This window comes from Herbidospora solisilvae (assembly GCF_009901565.1).
In the GTDB taxonomy this organism is placed as follows: domain Bacteria; phylum Actinomycetota; class Actinomycetes; order Streptosporangiales; family Streptosporangiaceae; genus Herbidospora; species Herbidospora solisilvae.
In genome coordinates this window covers 425,483-441,154 of record NZ_WXEW01000004.1, presented here as the reverse complement: position 1 = coordinate 441,154, position 15,672 = coordinate 425,483, and the positions used below count along the sequence as shown (strand labels likewise).

The 15,672-nt window shown below is 71.0% G+C and carries 18 protein-coding genes; 8 read left to right on the top strand and 10 right to left on the bottom strand.

What is annotated here, in order from left to right; all coding sequences use genetic code 11:
* Positions 1–34: 34 nt before the first annotated feature.
* Positions 35–277, bottom strand: coding sequence for a DUF2630 family protein (locus GT755_RS15415; RefSeq protein ID WP_161480393.1), 243 nt, complete (start codon positions 275–277; stop codon positions 35–37).
* Between the two features lie 191 nt (positions 278–468).
* On the opposite strand from GT755_RS15415, the gene leuA reads away from it, so the two are divergent.
* Positions 469–2,184: a 2-isopropylmalate synthase gene (leuA, locus tag GT755_RS15410; RefSeq protein ID WP_161480392.1), complete on the top strand. Its 1,716-nt coding sequence runs from the start codon at positions 469–471 to the stop codon at positions 2,182–2,184.
* A gap of 135 nt (positions 2,185–2,319) precedes the next feature.
* Here the strand turns inward: leuA and GT755_RS15405 are convergent, their stop codons facing one another.
* Positions 2,320–3,426: an NAD(P)/FAD-dependent oxidoreductase gene (locus GT755_RS15405; RefSeq protein WP_161480391.1), complete on the bottom strand. Its 1,107-nt coding sequence runs from the start codon at positions 3,424–3,426 to the stop codon at positions 2,320–2,322.
* Between the two features lie 70 nt (positions 3,427–3,496).
* Here GT755_RS15405 and GT755_RS15400 point away from each other — a divergent pair, with 70 nt between their 5' ends.
* On the top strand, positions 3,497–4,123 hold the full coding sequence (locus GT755_RS15400) for a Gfo/Idh/MocA family protein (protein ID WP_235966692.1): 627 nt from the start codon (positions 3,497–3,499) through the stop codon (positions 4,121–4,123).
* Positions 4,120–4,389, top strand: a complete 270-nt coding sequence (locus tag GT755_RS39565) for a hypothetical protein (protein WP_235966690.1) — start codon at positions 4,120–4,122, stop codon at positions 4,387–4,389. Before GT755_RS15400 ends, GT755_RS39565 begins: the two co-directional genes overlap by 4 nt.
* 9 nt (positions 4,390–4,398) lie before the next feature.
* Here the strand turns inward: GT755_RS39565 and GT755_RS15395 are convergent, their stop codons facing one another.
* Entirely contained in the window at positions 4,399–5,370 is a 972-nt protein-coding gene (locus GT755_RS15395) for a Glu/Leu/Phe/Val family dehydrogenase (protein WP_161480390.1), read from the bottom strand.
* Between the two features lie 167 nt (positions 5,371–5,537).
* Complete coding sequence (locus tag GT755_RS15390) at positions 5,538–6,206, bottom strand: TetR/AcrR family transcriptional regulator (protein WP_161480389.1); 669 nt, start codon at positions 6,204–6,206, stop codon at positions 5,538–5,540.
* A gap of 82 nt (positions 6,207–6,288) precedes the next feature.
* Here GT755_RS15390 and GT755_RS15385 point away from each other — a divergent pair, with 82 nt between their 5' ends.
* From GT755_RS15385 to GT755_RS15375, 3 genes are read left to right on the top strand one after another with little or no spacing between them, the layout of a single operon-like run.
* Positions 6,289–6,729, top strand: coding sequence for an SRPBCC family protein (locus GT755_RS15385; RefSeq protein ID WP_235966688.1), 441 nt, complete (start codon positions 6,289–6,291; stop codon positions 6,727–6,729).
* On the top strand, positions 6,726–7,622 hold the full coding sequence (locus GT755_RS15380; RefSeq protein WP_161480387.1) for an NAD-dependent epimerase/dehydratase family protein: 897 nt from the start codon (positions 6,726–6,728) through the stop codon (positions 7,620–7,622). Before GT755_RS15385 ends, GT755_RS15380 begins: the two co-directional genes overlap by 4 nt.
* Before the next feature lie 29 nt (positions 7,623–7,651).
* A complete protein-coding gene (locus GT755_RS15375; protein WP_328794352.1) occupies positions 7,652–9,208 on the top strand; it encodes an alkaline phosphatase D family protein in 1,557 nt (518 codons plus the stop codon).
* Between the two features lie 19 nt (positions 9,209–9,227).
* Here the strand turns inward: GT755_RS15375 and rocD are convergent, their stop codons facing one another.
* The 4 genes from rocD to GT755_RS15355 all read right to left on the bottom strand — a co-directional run bounded on the left by rocD (position 9,228) and on the right by GT755_RS15355 (position 12,726).
* On the bottom strand, positions 9,228–10,430 hold the full coding sequence (gene rocD / locus GT755_RS15370; RefSeq protein ID WP_161480637.1) for an ornithine--oxo-acid transaminase: 1,203 nt from the start codon (positions 10,428–10,430) through the stop codon (positions 9,228–9,230).
* Between the two features lie 11 nt (positions 10,431–10,441).
* Positions 10,442–11,215, bottom strand: a complete 774-nt coding sequence (gene ddaH / locus GT755_RS15365) for a dimethylargininase (protein WP_161480636.1) — start codon at positions 11,213–11,215, stop codon at positions 10,442–10,444.
* A gap of 200 nt (positions 11,216–11,415) precedes the next feature.
* Positions 11,416–11,847 (bottom strand): Lrp/AsnC family transcriptional regulator, encoded by a 432-nt coding sequence (locus tag GT755_RS15360; protein ID WP_034382928.1) that lies wholly within the window; start codon positions 11,845–11,847, stop codon positions 11,416–11,418.
* Between the two features lie 234 nt (positions 11,848–12,081).
* Positions 12,082–12,726 carry a TetR/AcrR family transcriptional regulator gene (locus GT755_RS15355; RefSeq protein ID WP_202610046.1) on the bottom strand — a complete coding sequence of 215 codons (645 nt, stop codon included), beginning with the start codon at positions 12,724–12,726 and terminating at the stop codon, positions 12,082–12,084.
* 55 nt (positions 12,727–12,781) lie between these two features.
* Between GT755_RS15355 and GT755_RS15350 the strand changes: the two genes are divergently transcribed.
* Positions 12,782–13,519 carry an ABC transporter ATP-binding protein gene (locus GT755_RS15350; RefSeq protein WP_161480385.1) on the top strand — a complete coding sequence of 246 codons (738 nt, stop codon included), beginning with the start codon at positions 12,782–12,784 and terminating at the stop codon, positions 13,517–13,519.
* A gap of 143 nt (positions 13,520–13,662) precedes the next feature.
* Positions 13,663–14,382, top strand: coding sequence for an ABC transporter permease (locus tag GT755_RS15345; RefSeq protein WP_161480384.1), 720 nt, complete (start codon positions 13,663–13,665; stop codon positions 14,380–14,382).
* Here GT755_RS15345 and GT755_RS15340 read toward each other — a convergent pair.
* Positions 14,379–14,606, bottom strand: a complete 228-nt coding sequence (locus GT755_RS15340; protein WP_030450704.1) for a DUF397 domain-containing protein — start codon at positions 14,604–14,606, stop codon at positions 14,379–14,381. The genes GT755_RS15345 and GT755_RS15340 overlap by 4 nt on opposite strands.
* Positions 14,607–14,666: 60 nt before the next feature.
* Complete coding sequence (locus GT755_RS15335) at positions 14,667–15,557, bottom strand: helix-turn-helix domain-containing protein (protein WP_285579045.1); 891 nt, start codon at positions 15,555–15,557, stop codon at positions 14,667–14,669.
* Positions 15,558–15,672 lie beyond the last annotated feature (115 nt).

Genomic DNA, 15,672 nt, shown 5'->3' with positions numbered 1-15,672 from the left:
TTCACCCCCGGAGGCCGCCCGAAAGCGACCGGATTTACTGCTGGTAGCCCTCGACCTCGGAGATCGGGCGGGCGACCGCGCCGTCGGGGTTCTCGCCCACGCCGCGCCGGGCCCGCCGCTGGCGGAGCAGGTCCCAGCACTGGTCGAGGGACTCTTCGAGGTGCTTGATGCGGCCGCGTTCGTCGGTGGTGGCCTGCCCGGAGGAGATGCGGGCGCGGAGCTGGTGCTCCTCGTCGATGAGGTCGCCGATGCGGCCGAGAATCTCGTTGTCCTGCATGATCCCCACTCTATTGGTCCTCTCGGGGAGGCCACTCCGGGGGCTCTGGTAGCCTCGGACCTATGCTGCGCGGGCTGCTCCTCCTTAGCCGCCGCGTCGAGGGCCTGTAACAGGCCGGCTCCCTCGTCGCGGTGCGAGTCATGCGCGTCGGCCACGTCCTGTGATGTGACCACTTACGAGGAGCCCTAGAAATGTACCCCCGGCAACAGCCCAGTCCCATGCCCTTCCGGCGCTATCAGCCCTTCACCCCCGTCGCCCTGACCGACCGTACCTGGCCGTCGAAGGTGATCGACAAGGCCCCCCGCTGGTGCGCGGTCGACCTGCGCGACGGCAACCAGGCGCTGATCGACCCGATGGACTCCACCCGCAAGCTGAAGATGTTCGAGCTGCTGGTGCAGATGGGCTACAAGGAGATCGAGGTCGGGTTCCCGGCCGCGTCCCAGACCGACTACGACTTCGTCCGCAAGATCATCGAAGAGGGGCGCATCCCCGACGACGTCGTCATCCAGGTGCTGACCCAGGCCCGGCCCGAGCTGATCGAGCGCACCTACGAGTCGCTGCGCGGGGCCAGGCAGGCCATCGTCCACCTCTACAACTCCACCTCCACCCTGCAGCGCCGCGTGGTGTTCGGGCTGGACAAGGAGGGCATCACCGCCATCGCCGTCGAGGGCGCCAAGTTGTGCAAGAAGCTGGCCGACGACATGGCGGGGGAGACCGAGATCTACTTCGAGTACTCGCCGGAGTCCTACACGGGCACCGAGCTGGAGTACGCCGTCGAGGTCTGCGACGCCGTCAACGACGTGTGGCAGCCGACCCCCGACCGCAAGGTGATCATCAACCTGCCGGCGACGGTCGAGATGGCCACGCCCAACGTCTACGCCGACTCGATCGAGTGGATGCACCGCAACCTGCGCTACCGCGACTCGATCGTGTTGTCGCTGCACCCCCACAACGACCGGGGCACCGCCGTCGCCGCCGCCGAGCTGGGCTACATGGCCGGGGCCGACCGCATCGAGGGCTGCCTGTTCGGCAACGGCGAGCGCACCGGCAACGTCTGCCTGGTGACCCTGGGGATGAACCTGTTCTCGCAGGGCGTCGACCCCGAGGTCGACATCTCCGACATCGACGAGGTGCGCCGGGTCGTCGAATACTGCAACCAGCTGCCCGTCCACCCGCGTCACCCGTGGGGCGGCGAGCTCGTCTACACCGCGTTCTCCGGCTCCCACCAAGACGCGATCAAGAAGGGCTTCGAGCACCTGGAGCGCGACGCCGCGGCGGCGGGCGTGCCGGTCGACGAGTTCGCCTGGGCGGTGCCCTACCTGCCGATCGACCCGAAGGACATCGGCCGCACCTACGAGGCGGTCATCCGGGTCAACAGCCAGTCGGGCAAGGGCGGCGTGGCCTACATCATGAAGGCCGACCACCAGCTCGACCTGCCCCGGCGGCTGCAGATCGAGTTCTCGCGCGCGGTCCAGGCCCGCACCGACGCCGAGGGCGGCGAGGTGACCCCGGCCCAGATGTGGGAGGCGTTCACCGACGAATACCTGCCCAACCCGGCCAACCCGTGGGGCCGCATCGGCCTGCTGGCCCACCGCACCACCTCGGCCGTCGACGACAAGGACGCCATCAGCGCCGACGTCCGGATCGAGGGCCAGATCCGCGAGATCCACGGCACCGGCAACGGCCCCATCTCGGCCTTCTGCGACGCGCTGGGCTCGGTGGGCATCGACGTGCGCGTCCTCGACTACACCGAGCACGCCATGAGCGGCGGCGCCGACGCCAAGGCGGCCTCCTACGTCGAGACCGAGATCGACGGCCAGGTCCTGTGGGGCGTGGGCATCGACGCCAACACCACGACCGCCTCGCTGAAGGCGATCATCTCGGCGGTCAACCGCGCCGGCCGATAGGTCCGCCGAAAGGCGCGGGGTCCGTCGATCCCGCGCCTTTCTGCTTTCCGTCACGGCCCCGCCCACCCCGGCCCCGACCGCCGCCGCCGGCCCGCGCCGCATCCGGCGCCGACCGGCCGCGCCACGCCGCCGCCGTCACGGACCAGATGTCGTGAACCGGCCCGGGGAGAGGTCCTGCGGGGGCGCGGACCGGCCGAGCACCATCTCGGCGCAGATCCGGCCCACGGCAGGGGAGATCGCGAAGCCGTGGCCGCTGAAGCCGGCCGCCACGTAGAGCCCTTCGGGCCCCGCCGGGCCGACGAGCGGGGCCAGGTCGGGCGTGATGTCGTAGCAGGCCGCGTAGGACTGCGGGAAGACGACGTCGGGGAAGGCAGGGAAGCGGGTGGTGAAGCGGGCCGCGGCGCGTTCGAGTTCCACGTCGGTGGCCCGGTTGAGGTAGCCGTCGGGGGTGGTCAGCTCGGCCCCGGTGTGGCTGCCGATGAGCAGGCGGCCGTTGTTCTCGTGGCGGACGTACTGCATGCCGACCAGGTCGGTGAAGGCCGGGACCGGGCCGACCGGGGCGCCGGGGGCGGCGATCACGATGGGCTCGCGCATCGCGCCGACGGGCAGGGTCACCCCGAGGGGCGCCACGAGTTCGGCGGTCCAGGCTCCGGCGGCGACGATCACGGCCCGCGCGCCGACCACGCGGCCGTCGGCCAGGCGTACACCCGCGATCGAGGAGGAGTCGCCCAGGAGGGCGGCGACCCTGGTGTGTTCGAGGATGCGGGCGCCGCCGCGCTGGGCCGCCTGGGCGAAGTGGCGGCAGGCCGCGACCGGGTCGCCGTGGCCGCCGCGGGGTTCGAAGGCGAAGGCGGCGAAGTCCTTGGTCTCCAGGCCCGGCCACAGGGCCGCGACGTCGTCGTGGGTGACCATCGCGACGTCGATGCCGAGGTCCTGGCGGCGGGCCACGTTGGCGCGCAGCGCGGCGGCCGACTCCTCGCCGACGCCGACGACGTGCCCGGTCTGCCGGAAGCCGAGGCCGGGGTGGCGTTCGAAGAAGCCGATGCCCTCCCAGGCCATCGCGGTCAGGGTGGCGCACTCGTAGTGGCAGCGGACCAGCCCGCTCGACTTGGCGGTGCCGCCCGAGCCGGTGGTCCGGCGCTCCAGGACGAGCACGTCACGCTGCCCTCGGGCGGTCAGCGCGGCGGCGATCGACAGACCCTCCAGCCCGCCCCCGATGATCACCACGGCGTGGGAGCTCATGGCGGGAAGTGAACACGTGCCACATTGCCCCCATGTGGCCCGCCGGTTTCCGGGCGGTAACCTTCGGGCCATGAGGATCGCGGTGATCGGCCTGGGCGACATCGCCCGGAAGGCGTACCTGCCGGTGCTCAGCGCCGTCGACGGGGCCGAGCTGGTGTTCTGCACCCGCGACCCCGGGACGCTGCGCGAGCTGGGCGACGCCTACCGGGTGACCCGGCGGCACACGTCGGTGGCCGAGGTCGTCGACGGGGGAGCCGACGCGGCGTTCGTGCACGCCGCCACCGGGGCCCATCCGGCGATCGTGACCGAGCTGCTGGAGGCGGGCGTGCCCGTCTTCGTCGACAAGCCGCTCGCCTACCGGCTGGAGGACTCCGAACGGCTCGTGGAGCTGGCGCGCGAGCGCGGGGTGCCGCTCATGGTCGGCTTCAACCGGCGGTACGCCCCCGGCCTCCTCGCCCTCCGGGAGCTCCCGCGCGACCTGGTCATCCTCCAGAAGAACCGGCACACCCGGCCGGAAGACCCGCGCACGATGGTCTACGACGACTTCATCCACGTCGCCGACACGCTCCGCTTCCTGGCCCCGGGAGAGGTCACCACGACGTCGGTGCGGTTCCGGAAGACCGGCGGCCTGCTGGAGCACGTCGTGCTCGAACTGTCCGGCGACGGGTTCACCACCTCGGGATCATGTCCCGGGTGAGCGGCCAGACCGAGGAGACCTGCGAGGTCATCGGCAGGGGCGAGAAGCGCAAGGTGCTCGACCTCGGCGAGGAGGTCGCCTTCACCGAGGCCGGGGAGGTGCGCAGGCGGCGGCCCGACTGGGTGCCCGTCGGCACCCAGCGCGGGTTCCGCGGGGCCTGCCTCGCCTTCCTGGAAGCGGTCGGCGAGGGCAGGCTGCTCGACGCGGGCGACGCGCTGGAGACGCACCGCCTGTGCGAGCGGATCCTCGACGAGGCCGGCCGGTAACCCGGCCGGTCAGCAGCTCCTCGACTGGCAGGCGTCCGCCACCCTGCCGACGGCGATCGCGTGGGCGGCCTGGCGCAGCGTCAGGCCCCTGTCCCGTGACAACGCGGCGACCTGCCGGTAGGCGGGCTCCAGGTGCTCGCGCAGCCGGGAGCCGAGATCGCCGACCGTCCACTCGTTGTGGGAGGCGATCACGCCGCCGGCGTTCCCGAGCAGGTCGGGCACGACCACGCAGCCCCGCCCGGTCAGGATCTGGTCGGCCGCCGGGGTGACCGGCCCGTCGGCGGCCTCGACGACCATCCCGGCCCGGACCTCGGTGGCGTCGTGGGCGGTGACGGTGCCGGTGGTGAGCACGAGCACGTCGGCGTCGGCGCCCAGCCCGCCGCCGACGACCGTGAACCGGGCCTCGGCCAGCGTGGCGGTGACCATGGCCGCGAGCGCGCCGGACCCGTGGACGGCGACCGTCCGCCCCCCGCCGGGGCCGAGCAGCACCCGCACGCCGAGCGCCACCGCCTCGGTCAGGTCGGGCCGCGCGGAGGTGAGCGGGACGTCGCGGCCCACCAGCGGCTGGATCTCGTGGGTGTAGCGGCGGGTCAGCCGGTCGAACTCGCGCTCGGTCAGCCCCGCCGGGTCGACGGCCACGCCGCCCTTCGCGCCGCCGTAGGGCAGCCCGGCCAGGGCGCACGTCCAGGTCAGGCCCATGGCCAGGGCGGTGACCTCGTCGAGGTCGGTGGCGGGATGGAATCGCACGCCGCCCCTGGCCGGGCCGCGCGACAGGTTGTGCTGGACCCGGTAGCCCTCGATCACGTCGATCCGGCCGTCTTCGCGGCGGACCGGGACCGAGACGGTCAGTGACCGGCGGGGCGTGGCGAGCAACTGGTGCAGGCCCTCGTCGAGGGCGAGGAAGCGGGCGGCCTCGGCGAGGTGGTGCTGGGCGGAGGCCAGCGGGGCCGACGGCGCTGTCGGGATGTCCGTGACGGTCATAGTGGTGGTGCCTCTCGGATCGATCACCGTCGCCATTGACGGTGATGTCCACCATTGTCGTGAACGTGGATCACGGCGATGCCCTGTTTTGCGGGCATGTCGCCGTTTTTTCGCGGATCCTGCTGTCCACTATCGCACCGGTTTTGTCACTTATCGTGAACGGGGTGTTACAAACCGAGGTATCTCGCGAGGGATCGCATGCCGTGGTCGAAGAACTCGCGGCGGTGCGTGATCGTGTTGTCGAACTGGCCGAACAACTCGAAGCTGACCGCGCCGAACAGGGCCGTCCACGCGGTGACCGCGCGGGCGACCGCGACGTCGGAGACGCCGGGCATGACCTGCCGGAGGGCCTCGACGTCGGGGCCGAGCAGGGCCGGCGGCGGGGTGGAGTCGGGCGGGGCGGGGTCGGCGTCGGCGATGATCCGGCCGCAGACGAGGGTCGCCCGCAGGGCGGGGGCGACGGTGTCGGCCGGCGCCCGGTATCCGGGTACGGGTGAGCCGTAGAGCAGGGCGTACTCGTGGGGGCGGTCGAGCGCGAAGTCTCGGACGGCGTGGCAGAGGGCCAGCCAGCGGGCCGTGGGGTCCTGGTCGTGCTGGGACGCCTCGGCGGCCTCGCCCAGGGCGTTGTAGCCGTCGATGATCAGGGCGGTGAGCAGGTCGTCCTTGGTCGGGAAGTAGCGGTGGATCGCCGACGACGCCATGCCCATCTCCCGGGCGATCGCCCGTAGCGACAACCCCGCCGCGCCCTCTCTGGCCAGGTGGGTGCGGGCGATGTCGGTGATCTCGCGGACCATCTCGGCTCTCACGCGCTCCCGCGCGGTCTTGGCTGCGCTCATCTCCGCAGCTTAACAGAGCGGCGTACAGAAAAGAGAGCAGTGCTCTTGACGAGCGATGCTCCAAAGAGAGAGCATTGCTCTCATGAGAGACCTGCAGAGCTTCGAGGAGCGCGCTCCGGTGCGCAACACCTCGTCGACAGAGATCGACGCCACGCCCGCCGAGGTCTGGGCGCTGCTGTCCGACCTGCGCGGCTGGCAGCGCTGGTGGCCCGAGCACCGGGTGCTCGAACTGGGGGAGACCGCCCCCGGCGAGCGGTTCCGGTGGCGGCTGGGCGGCGTCCGGATCAGCTCCCGGTTCGCCGTCGTGACCGAGGGCCGCGAGCTCACCTGGAGCGGGGTGGCGCTCGGGCTCTACCGGGCGGTCGACCGCAACCTCGTCGAGCCGTTGCCCGGCGGGCGCACCCGCCTCACCATCTCCGAATCCCTCGCCGGGCCGCTGGCCGGGCTGCTCTACCCGGCCGCGAAGCTGCGCGCCGGACACGAACGTTTCCTGCACGCCATCAAGAAGGAGGCCGAGAAATGAGGCACGTCGTCATCGGGGCCGGTCAGGTCGGCGGTCAGCTCGCCGGGCTGCTGCTGGCCGAGGGGCACCAGGTCGTCCAGGTCTCCCGTTCGGGCTCGGGCGCCCCGGGAGCGGTGAAGGTCGCCGCCAGCGCGGCGGACGCCGACGCGCTGCTGCGGGCCTGCGAGGGGGCCGACGTGATCTACAACTGCGTCAACCCGCCCTACCACCGCTGGCCGGCCGACTGGCCGCCGATGCACGCCGCGATGCTGCGCGCCGCCCGGGAGACCGGCGCGGTGCTGGTGATCCTCGGCAACCTCTACGCCTACGGCCCCGTCACCGGCCCCATGACCGAGGACCTCCCGCTGGCCGCCACCCACGTCAAGGGGCGGGTCCGGGCGCGGATGTGGGAGCAGGCGCTGGCCGCCGGGATCAGGACCACCGAGGTCCGCGGCTCCGACTACTTCGGCCCCGGCTCGACCGGCGAGGCCTACCTCACCATGCAGGTCATCCGCCCCGCCGCCGAGAACCGGCCGGTGGTCGTGCTGAGCGACCCCGACGTCCCGCACTCCTGGACCTACCTGCCCGACGTCGCCCGCGCCCTGCTGATCGCCGGCGCCGACGAACGCGCCTGGGGACGGCCCTGGCACGTGCCGACCACGGAGGCGCTGACCTTCCGCCAGGTCGCCGAACGGACGGCCGCGCTCGCGGGCGCCCGGAGGCCGAGGGTCGTGCGGGTGCCCAAAGCGGTCTTCCACGCCATGGGCTGGGGCTCGCCGAAGATGAGGGAGTTGCGCGAGACCCTCTACCAGTTCGAGGCGCCTTTCCTGCTCGATTCCGGTGACTTCCAGAAGACCTTCGGCATGACGCCGACGCCGATCGACGAGGCCCTGGTGGCATCCATCCCGAGATAGGCGGTATCACTAGGAGAGTGGCACAACTAGTGATCGGCCCCCTCCTCCGCCACGTCGACGCGTCGACCGCGTCCATCTGGGTGGAGACCAGCGACCCCTGCACGGTCACCGTCACTGCGGGCGCCGAACAGTCGACAGAACGCACCTTCACGGTGCACGGACACCACTACGCGATCGTGGACGTCCCCGTGAGCGAACCCGTCCCCTACCAGATCCATCTCGGCGACGAGGCGGTGTGGCCGCTGGAGACGATGGACCCCAGCGTCATCCGTCCCGTCGACCGGCTGAACAAGGTCGTCTTCGGCTCGTGCCGGACCAGCGTCCCCCATGACACGGCCCACACGATCACCCACGGCGTGGACACCCTCTTCGCCTTCGGGCACGCCCTGACCGTCCACGACGAGCTCCCCGACCTGCTCATCATGCTGGGCGACCAGGTGTACGCCGACGAGCCGTCACGGGAGATGCTCGACTACATAAAGGCCCGCCGGGGCGACCAGGAGCCCGTCGGAGAGATCGCCGACTTCGAGGAGTACGCCGAGCTCTACCGGCAGGCGTGGAACGACCCCGAGATCCGCTGGTTGTTGTCGACCGTGCCGACGACCATGATCTTCGACGACCACGACCTGCGCGACGACTGGAACACCAGCAAGGACTGGCGGGCCAAGATGGCGAAGGTCCCGTGGTGGCCGCGCCGGGTCGTGGCGGGGCTCGGGGCCTACTGGGTCTACCAGCACCTGGGCAACCTGTCCCCGGCCGAACGGGCCGCCGACGAGGTCTACACGAAGATCCGCGCGGGCGACGGCGACGGAGCGGCGGTGCTCGACGCCTTCGCCCAGCAGGCCGACGAAGACCCGTCGACCAGCCGGTGGAGCTACGCGCGCGACTTCGGCGACACCCGGCTGATCATGCTCGACTCGCGGTGCGCCCGCCACCTGGAGCCCCGCGAGCGGTCGATGCTCGACGCGACCGAATGGGCGTGGCTGGAGGAGGTGCTGGCCGACCCGCCCGAGCGGGTGCTGGTCGGGTCGTCGGTGCCCATCCTGCTCCCGGCCGGCATCCACCACATCGAGACCTGGAACGAGGCCCTGTGCGACGGGGCCTGGGGCAAGACGGTGGCCCGGTTCATGGAGAGGGCCCGGCAGGCCGTCGACCTGGAACACTGGGCGGCCTTCCGGCGCTCCTTCGACCGCCTGCTGACCATGCTGGCCGCCTCGGGCACCACGGTCATGCTGCTGTCGGGCGACGTGCACTACTCCTACGTCGCCCGGGTCAAGGGCCTGCCGATCTACCAGCTCGTCTGCTCGCCGATCCGCAACCCGCTCAGCCGCACCCTGCGCCTGGCCAACGTGATCGCCCAGTTCGGGGTGGCCACGGTGATCGGCGCCCTGATCGCCCGGACGGCCAAGCTCCCGAGGCCGCCGGTGAAGTGGCGCATCACCGACGGCCCCTGGTTCCCCAACGCGCTGGCCACCCTCACCAAGGAGAACGGCACGCACGTGGTCCGGTGGGAGACGCCGACCGTCCTCGACGACCCACCGAAACTCAAGGAGGTCTCCCGGGTGGAGCTCACTCCTATTCGTTAGGGCAGATTCACAACGCGAGCTACGGCCGGCCTTCGGCCGCCCGCAGCTCGCTTCCGGTGAGCACCGCCTCAAGCTGGGCCAGCGCCCACTCGATCTCGTGGGCCTCGACCACCAGCGGCGGGGCCAGCCGGATCGTGCTCCCGTGGGTGTCCTTGGCCAGCACGCCGCGCGCCATCAGGCGCTCGCACACCTGCCGGCCGGTGGCCAGCGACGGGTCGACGTCGACCCCCGCCCACAGGCCCCGGCCGCGTACGGCGGTGACGCCCGGCAGCGCCCGCAGGCCATCGAACAGCACCGATTCCAGCTCGCGGGCGCGGGCCTGGTATTCGCCGGTCTTCAGCAGGTTGACCACGGTCTCGCCGACGGCGCAGGCCAGCGGGTTGCCGCCGAACGTCGACCCGTGCTGACCGGGCCTGATCACGCCCAGCACGTCGGCGTCGGCCGCGACCGCGCTCACCGGGACGACGCCGCCGCCGAGCGCCTTGCCCAGGACGTACATGTCCGGGACCACGTTCTCGTGGTCGCAGGCGAAGGTGTCGCCGGTGCGGCCCAGGCCCGACTGGATCTCGTCGGCGATCATGAGCACGCCGCGCTCGGTGCACAGCTCCCTGACCTGGCGGAGGTAGCCGTCCGGCGGGACCAGCACCCCGGCCTCGCCCTGGATCGGCTCCAGCAGCACGGCCACGGTGTTCTCGTCGATCGCGTCGGCGATCGCCTCGGCGGAGCCGTACTTCACGATCCGGAACCCGGGCGTGTAGGGGCCGAAGCCGTCGTGCGCGTCGGGGTCGGTGGAGAAGCTGACGATCGTGGTGGTGCGGCCGTGGAAGTTGTCCTCCATCACGACGATGTTGGGGTCGGTGATCCCCTTCACGTCGTGGCCCCATTTGCGGGCGACCTTGATCGCGGTCTCCACGGCCTCGGCGCCGGTGTTCATCGGCAGGATCATGTCCTTGCCGCACAACTCGGCCAGCCCGGCCGCGAACGCGCCGAACCGGTCGTTGAAGAAGGCGCGGCTGGTCAGGGTGACCCGGTCGAGCTGGGCGTGGGCCGCCGCCAGGATCACCGGGTTGCCGTGGCCGAAGTTCAGCGACGAATATCCGGCCAGGCAGTCGAGGTAGCGTCTCCCCTCGACGTCGGTGACCCAGGCGCCCTCGGCGGAGGCGATCACCACGGGCAGCGGGTGGTAGTTGTGCGCGCTCCGGCTCTCGGCCAGCTCGATCATGTCTCGCGTGTTCAAAGGCGGATCTCCAGGGTGCAGCACTTGGGGCCGCCGCCGGCCTTGCGCAGTTCCGACAGGTCGACCGGGATGACCGAGTAACCGCCCCGCTCCAGCTCGGCGCTGAGCCCGGTGGCCTCGGCGTTGACGATCACATTCTTGCCGTCGGAGACGGCGTTCAGCCCCAGCACGAGCGCGTCCTCCTCCGAGGCGATGATCGCGTCGGGGAACATCCGCCGCAGCACCCGCAGGCTGCCCTCGGAGAAGGCGCCCGGGTAGTAGGCGACGTTGTGCCCGTCGAGCGGGAACAGCGCCGTGTCGAGGTGGTAGAACCGCGGGTCGACCAGGCGCAGCGTGACCACCGGGCGGCCCAGGAACTCCTGCGCCTCCATGTGGGCGGCCACGTCGGTCCGGAAGCCGGTGCCGGCCAGGATCACCTCGTCGAGCGTGAGGAAGTCGCCCTCGCCCTCGTTGGTGAAGTTGGCCTCCTTGACCGGCAGGCCGAGTTCGGCGAACCACTTGGCGTAGGCCGGTCCCTCGTCGGCCCGCTCGGCGTGCGCGAACTTCGCGCCGTAGACGTGGGCGTCGACCACGAGGGCGCCGTTGGCGGCGAACACCATGTCGGGCAGCCCGTCGATCGGGTCGATCAGGCTCACCCGGTGGCCCAGCGACTCGTAGGCGGCCTTCAGGGTGTTCCACTGCTCAAGGGCCTTCCCGGCGCTGGCCCCGGCGGCCGGATCCATCCAGGGGTTGATCGCGTACGTGACGGCGAAGAATTCCGGCCGGCACATAAGGAAGTGACGCGTCGTGGCCACCCGCTCGCGGGTGGTGGTCGTCGTCTCGTAAGCGGGTGTGTTCACGCACGTCTCCGGCGGTGAGCTGGGGCAACTGCTCTCAGACTAGGAACAGGCGACCTGGGCTCCAATGCGGCGACATTGCGTCCTTAACGCGGTCTCTTGCGTCTTTGCGGCGCTCGGCGGTGATTTGTTGCTCAGGTGATCAGCCGGGTGAGCACGATCGCGCTTTTCGTCCGGGTGACGAACGGCTCGGCGGCGATCCGCTCGATGACCTGCTCGACGTGCCGGACGTCGGTGGCGCGGATGTGCAGCAGCGCGTCCGCCTCGCCGGTCACCGTGCAGGCCGACACCACCTCCGGGTGCCGGGAGACGGCCAGCCCGATCTCGGCGGGTGAGGTCTTGCCCCGGCAGAACAGTTCGACGTAGGCCTCGGTCGTCCACCCCAGGGCGGAGGGTTCGACGCGGGCGGTGAACCCGGTGATGGCCCCCTGCTGAACCAGCCGGTCGACCCGTCGTTTGACCGCCGGGGCCGACAGCCCGACCTGGCCGCCGATTTCCGCATATGTCGCCCGGGCATCGTCCACGAGGGCCCCGATGATCGCCCGGTCTAGCTCGTCCAGCTTCACGAGCATCTGTATACCGCCTGAAACCTCTGTTCTCTCCGTTCGGCCGCACCGGGCGGGCGACCTTTCCGGCTCCGTTACGGCTCCGCCCGCCCGGCCCCGCCCGCCGCCTCCGGCGGGGCGGCCACCCGGCGCCGACCGGTCGCGCCCCGGACCGCGCCGTCACGAGAGGCGTCAGGCCGGACCGGGCACTGAGCGCGGATCCGGAATGCCGGGCGTGGCTGTTGGGGAGGGCGCTCAGCCGGCCGGAAGCGGGGCGCGGGCGAAGCCCGGAGCGGCGCGTTCGAGGAGGTCGAAGGCCCTGACGACCTCTCTCCTGAGGTCGGGCAGGATCGCGTCCGGTGTCTCGCCGGCGGTGCGGCGGGCGAAGTAGGACGAGGCCGTGATGCGGACCACCGCACAGACCCCGGCGGCGATGATCTGGGGCGTGATGTCGCCGGGCTCGGTGCCCGCCTCGTCGGCGAGGGTCTCGGCGAGGATGTGCTCGCGGCGCTCGTGCAGTTCCCGGATGCGGGCGACCAGCGACGGCGCGTCGTTGATCATCTTGGCGACCAGCTCGCTGCCCTCGGACGTGCCGTACCGCCAGTCGCGGTTGTCGAGGGCGTCGAGGACGTCGCGGCGGAGCGCCTCGACGGCCGTCTCGCCCGGCCGCCGGTCGCGGACCACGACGGCGAGGAGCTGCTCGGCCTCGTCGAGGCGGTCGAGGCAGAGGTCCTCCTTGGTCCGGAAGTAGTTGAAGACCGTGTTGACCGAGACGTCGGCGACCCTGGCGACCTCGGCGACGGTCACGTTGTCGAAGCCGTGGTGCAGGAAGAGGCTCATCGCGATGTCGGAGATCTTGAGCCGGGTCTCCCGCTTCTTGCGCTCGCGCAGGGTCTCCATGGCGGGGATCCTACCAAACTTGTAGTGACACCAAATTTGTGGTTACTCTACCGAAGTGATCCAAGCGAGAGCACTGACAAGGACCTTCAAGGGCGTCCCGGCCGTGCGGGGCGTCGACCTCGACGTCCGCGAAGGCGAGATCTGCGGCTTCCTCGGGCCCAACGGGGCCGGGAAGACGACCACGCTGCGCATGCTGACCACCCTCCTGCGGCCGACCTCCGGCACCGCGACCGTGGCGGGCCACGACCTCGTCGCCGACCCGGCAGGGGTGCGCCGGTCCATCGGATACGTCGCCCAGGGCGGCATGTTCACCCCCCTGTCCCTGATCGGCGAGGAACTGCGGCTCCAGGCCCGGCTCCACGGCCACTCGGCCCGCGAGGCGCGGCGGCGGACCGGGGAGGTGCTCGAACGGCTCGACCTGGCCGGCTTCGACAGACGCACCCCGGCCTCGTTGTCGGGCGGCCAGGCCAGGCGGGCCGACCTGGCGCTGGGGCTGGTCCACGCCCCCCGGGTGCTGTTCCTCGACGAGCCGACCAACGGCCTCGACCCCCGGGCGCGGGCCGAGCTCTGGACGTACATCCGGGGCCTGAAGACCACGATCTTCCTCAGCACCCACTATCTCGACGAGGCCGACGCCCTGTGCGACCGGGTGCTGATCATCGACGACGGCCGCATCGTGGCCACGGGCGCGCCGGCCGACCTCAAGCGGGACCACGCGGCGGCCACCCTCGACGAGGTCTTCCTGACGGTGACGGGCCGCCCGATGGAGGACGCCGCGGAGGCCGCGGCCTGACCGGCGAGAAAAAGGGGCCGGTTCTGTGCGGAAATATGTGTCCGGATTTTGCCGGACGCCTTCATCGGGCGGATCCCCGAGACGCAAACGATCTTCGTCGGGAAACGTCCGGAAAAGCAGGGTGACAAGAAGGGGGTCATCGGATGACTGCGTTTGTTGTGGCGGCGCATTATCTGCGCGAAACGTTCCGTAACACTTTTGTGATCGTTTTCGGGGTGGTCCAGCCCGCGCTCTATCTGGTCCTCTTCGGGCCGGTGTTCACCGGGTCGGGCGTCGGCACCTGGGACGTCCTGGTCCCCGGCCTGCTGATGCAGCTCGCGCTGCTCACCTGCGGGCTGACCGGGTTCAACATCGTCTTCGACCACCGCTTCGGGGTGCTCGAACGGCTCCGGGTCACCCCCGCGAGCAGGTTCGCGCTGCTGGTCGGACGGGTCATGAAGGACGCCGTGCTGCTGCTGGTGCAGGCGGTCGTCCTGCTCGTGCTCGCCGTCGCCTTCGGGCTGCGGGCCTCGGTCCCGGGCATGGCCGCCGGGCTCGCGCTGGTGATCGTCATGTCGCTGGGGCTCGCGGCGCTGTCGTACGCGGCGGCCCTCACGCTCGGCGACGAGTTGTTCCCGCCGGTCGCCGGCACGGCGGTGGTGCCGCTCCTGCTGCTGTCGGGGGCGCTGCTCCCCATGGAGGGCGCCCCCGCCTGGCTGGACGCCGCCTCGCAGGCCACCCCGTTCCGCCATGTCGTCGACGCCCTGCGGTCACTCTTCGCAGGGTCGGCCGCAGGGGTCGGGCAGGCGGTGCTCGGGGTGGCGCTGTTCCTCGCGGTCGCGCTCCCCCTGGCGACGCGGGTGTTCGGCCGGGAGAACGCCTAACCGAGCAGGTGGTCGAGGCGGCCCGACTTGATCTCGGTGAGCATCGCCGTCAGCGCCTCGGCGCCGAAGACCAGTGCCGGGCCCTCCGGGTCGCGGGAGTTGCGCAGGGCCGTGGTGCCGTCGGGAAGGCGGGCGAACTCCACGCAGCTGCCGTTCGGGTTGCTGTGACTGCTCTTCTTCCAGACGACGTGCCGCAGCTGGCCGGAATTCGGAACGTATCCCATCGCACCCTCTCATCGGTTCAGAGGGCCACCCTAGTAGGTCATCTGCACGTGCATCGGAGATTACAGAGAGGTGCGAATCTCCGTCAGGAGTTCCTGTGTCCTCCGCGCCTGGTGGGCCTCCACGCACAGGCTGTTCATGACCTGCATGTAACGGTCCACCTCGTCGAGTTTCTCCAGGTAGAGGGCGCTGGTGAGCTGTTCGAGGTAGACCACGTCGGGCAGCTCGCGCTCGTCGAAGCGCAGGATCGTGAAGGGGCCGCCGGCCGCCGCGTGGCCGCCGCGCTCGAACGGCACGATCTGGAGCGTGATGTTCGGGTGCTCGCTCATCTCCAGCAGGTGGTCGATCTGGGCGCGCATCACGTCGCGGCCGCCGAGCGGGCGGCGCAGGGCGGCCTCGTCGATGACCGTCCACAACTTGACCGCGTCGGGCCCCTGCAGGCGGGCCTGGCGGGTCATGCGGAGGGCGACGCGGCGGTCGATCTCCTCCTGGGGGGCGCCGGCGTTGGCGAGCAGGATGACCGCGCGGGCGTAGTCGGGGGTCTGGAGGAGCCCGTGGACGAACTGGACCTCGTAGGCCCGGATCACCGAGGCGGCCTCCTCCAGGCCGACGTACATCTCGAACCAGGAGGGGAGCAGGTCGCTGTACTTGTGCCACCAGCCCGGCGAGTTGGCCTGCCGGGCCAGGTTGATCATCGCGTCGCGGTCGGCCGCGTTGGTCACGCCGTAGAGGGTGAGCAGGTCGGCGACGTCGCGCTCCTTGAAGCTGACCCGGCCGAGCTCCAGGCGGCTGATCTTCGCGTGGGAGGCCCGGATGACGTGACCGGCGTCCTCGGGCGAGATGCCCTTGGCCCGCCGGAGCCGCCGGAGCTGGGCGCCCAGGAGGATGCGCAGCACCGTGGGGCCACCACGGGAGTACGAGAGCACGCCGGGGTGGTGCGGTTCAGCGGTCACGACAGTCTCCACACGCGTTACGTCACAGGTCGGGCATTTCCTTAACCAGTGCATCATTGTCGCATCAGCGGCCCTTGGCAAACAGTGCAGCATTCATGGGAAAATGCCAAGAGCC

What these genes read in the sequence shown, in the direction of transcription:
- GT755_RS15415 (WP_161480393.1), bottom strand. Translation starts at nt 277, where the DNA reads ATGCAGGACAACGAGATTCTCGGCCGCATCGGCGACCTCATCGACGAG.
- leuA (WP_161480392.1), top strand. Translation starts at nt 469, where the DNA reads ATGTACCCCCGGCAACAGCCCAGTCCCATGCCCTTCCGGCGCTATCAG.
- GT755_RS15405 (WP_161480391.1), bottom strand. Translation starts at nt 3,426, where the DNA reads ATGAGCTCCCACGCCGTGGTGATCATCGGGGGCGGGCTGGAGGGTCTG.
- GT755_RS15400 (WP_235966692.1), top strand. Translation starts at nt 3,497, where the DNA reads ATGAGGATCGCGGTGATCGGCCTGGGCGACATCGCCCGGAAGGCGTAC.
- GT755_RS15395 (WP_161480390.1), bottom strand. Translation starts at nt 5,370, where the DNA reads ATGACCGTCACGGACATCCCGACAGCGCCGTCGGCCCCGCTGGCCTCC.
- GT755_RS15390 (WP_161480389.1), bottom strand. Translation starts at nt 6,206, where the DNA reads ATGAGCGCAGCCAAGACCGCGCGGGAGCGCGTGAGAGCCGAGATGGTC.
- GT755_RS15385 (WP_235966688.1), top strand. Translation starts at nt 6,289, where the DNA reads ATGAGAGACCTGCAGAGCTTCGAGGAGCGCGCTCCGGTGCGCAACACC.
- GT755_RS15380 (WP_161480387.1), top strand. Translation starts at nt 6,726, where the DNA reads ATGAGGCACGTCGTCATCGGGGCCGGTCAGGTCGGCGGTCAGCTCGCC.
- rocD (WP_161480637.1), bottom strand. Translation starts at nt 10,430, where the DNA reads ATGATCGAGCTGGCCGAGAGCCGGAGCGCGCACAACTACCACCCGCTG.
- ddaH (WP_161480636.1), bottom strand. Translation starts at nt 11,215, where the DNA reads ATGTGCCGGCCGGAATTCTTCGCCGTCACGTACGCGATCAACCCCTGG.
- GT755_RS15355 (WP_202610046.1), bottom strand. Translation starts at nt 12,726, where the DNA reads ATGGAGACCCTGCGCGAGCGCAAGAAGCGGGAGACCCGGCTCAAGATC.
- GT755_RS15345 (WP_161480384.1), top strand. Translation starts at nt 13,663, where the DNA reads ATGACTGCGTTTGTTGTGGCGGCGCATTATCTGCGCGAAACGTTCCGT.
- GT755_RS15340 (WP_030450704.1), bottom strand. Translation starts at nt 14,606, where the DNA reads ATGGGATACGTTCCGAATTCCGGCCAGCTGCGGCACGTCGTCTGGAAG.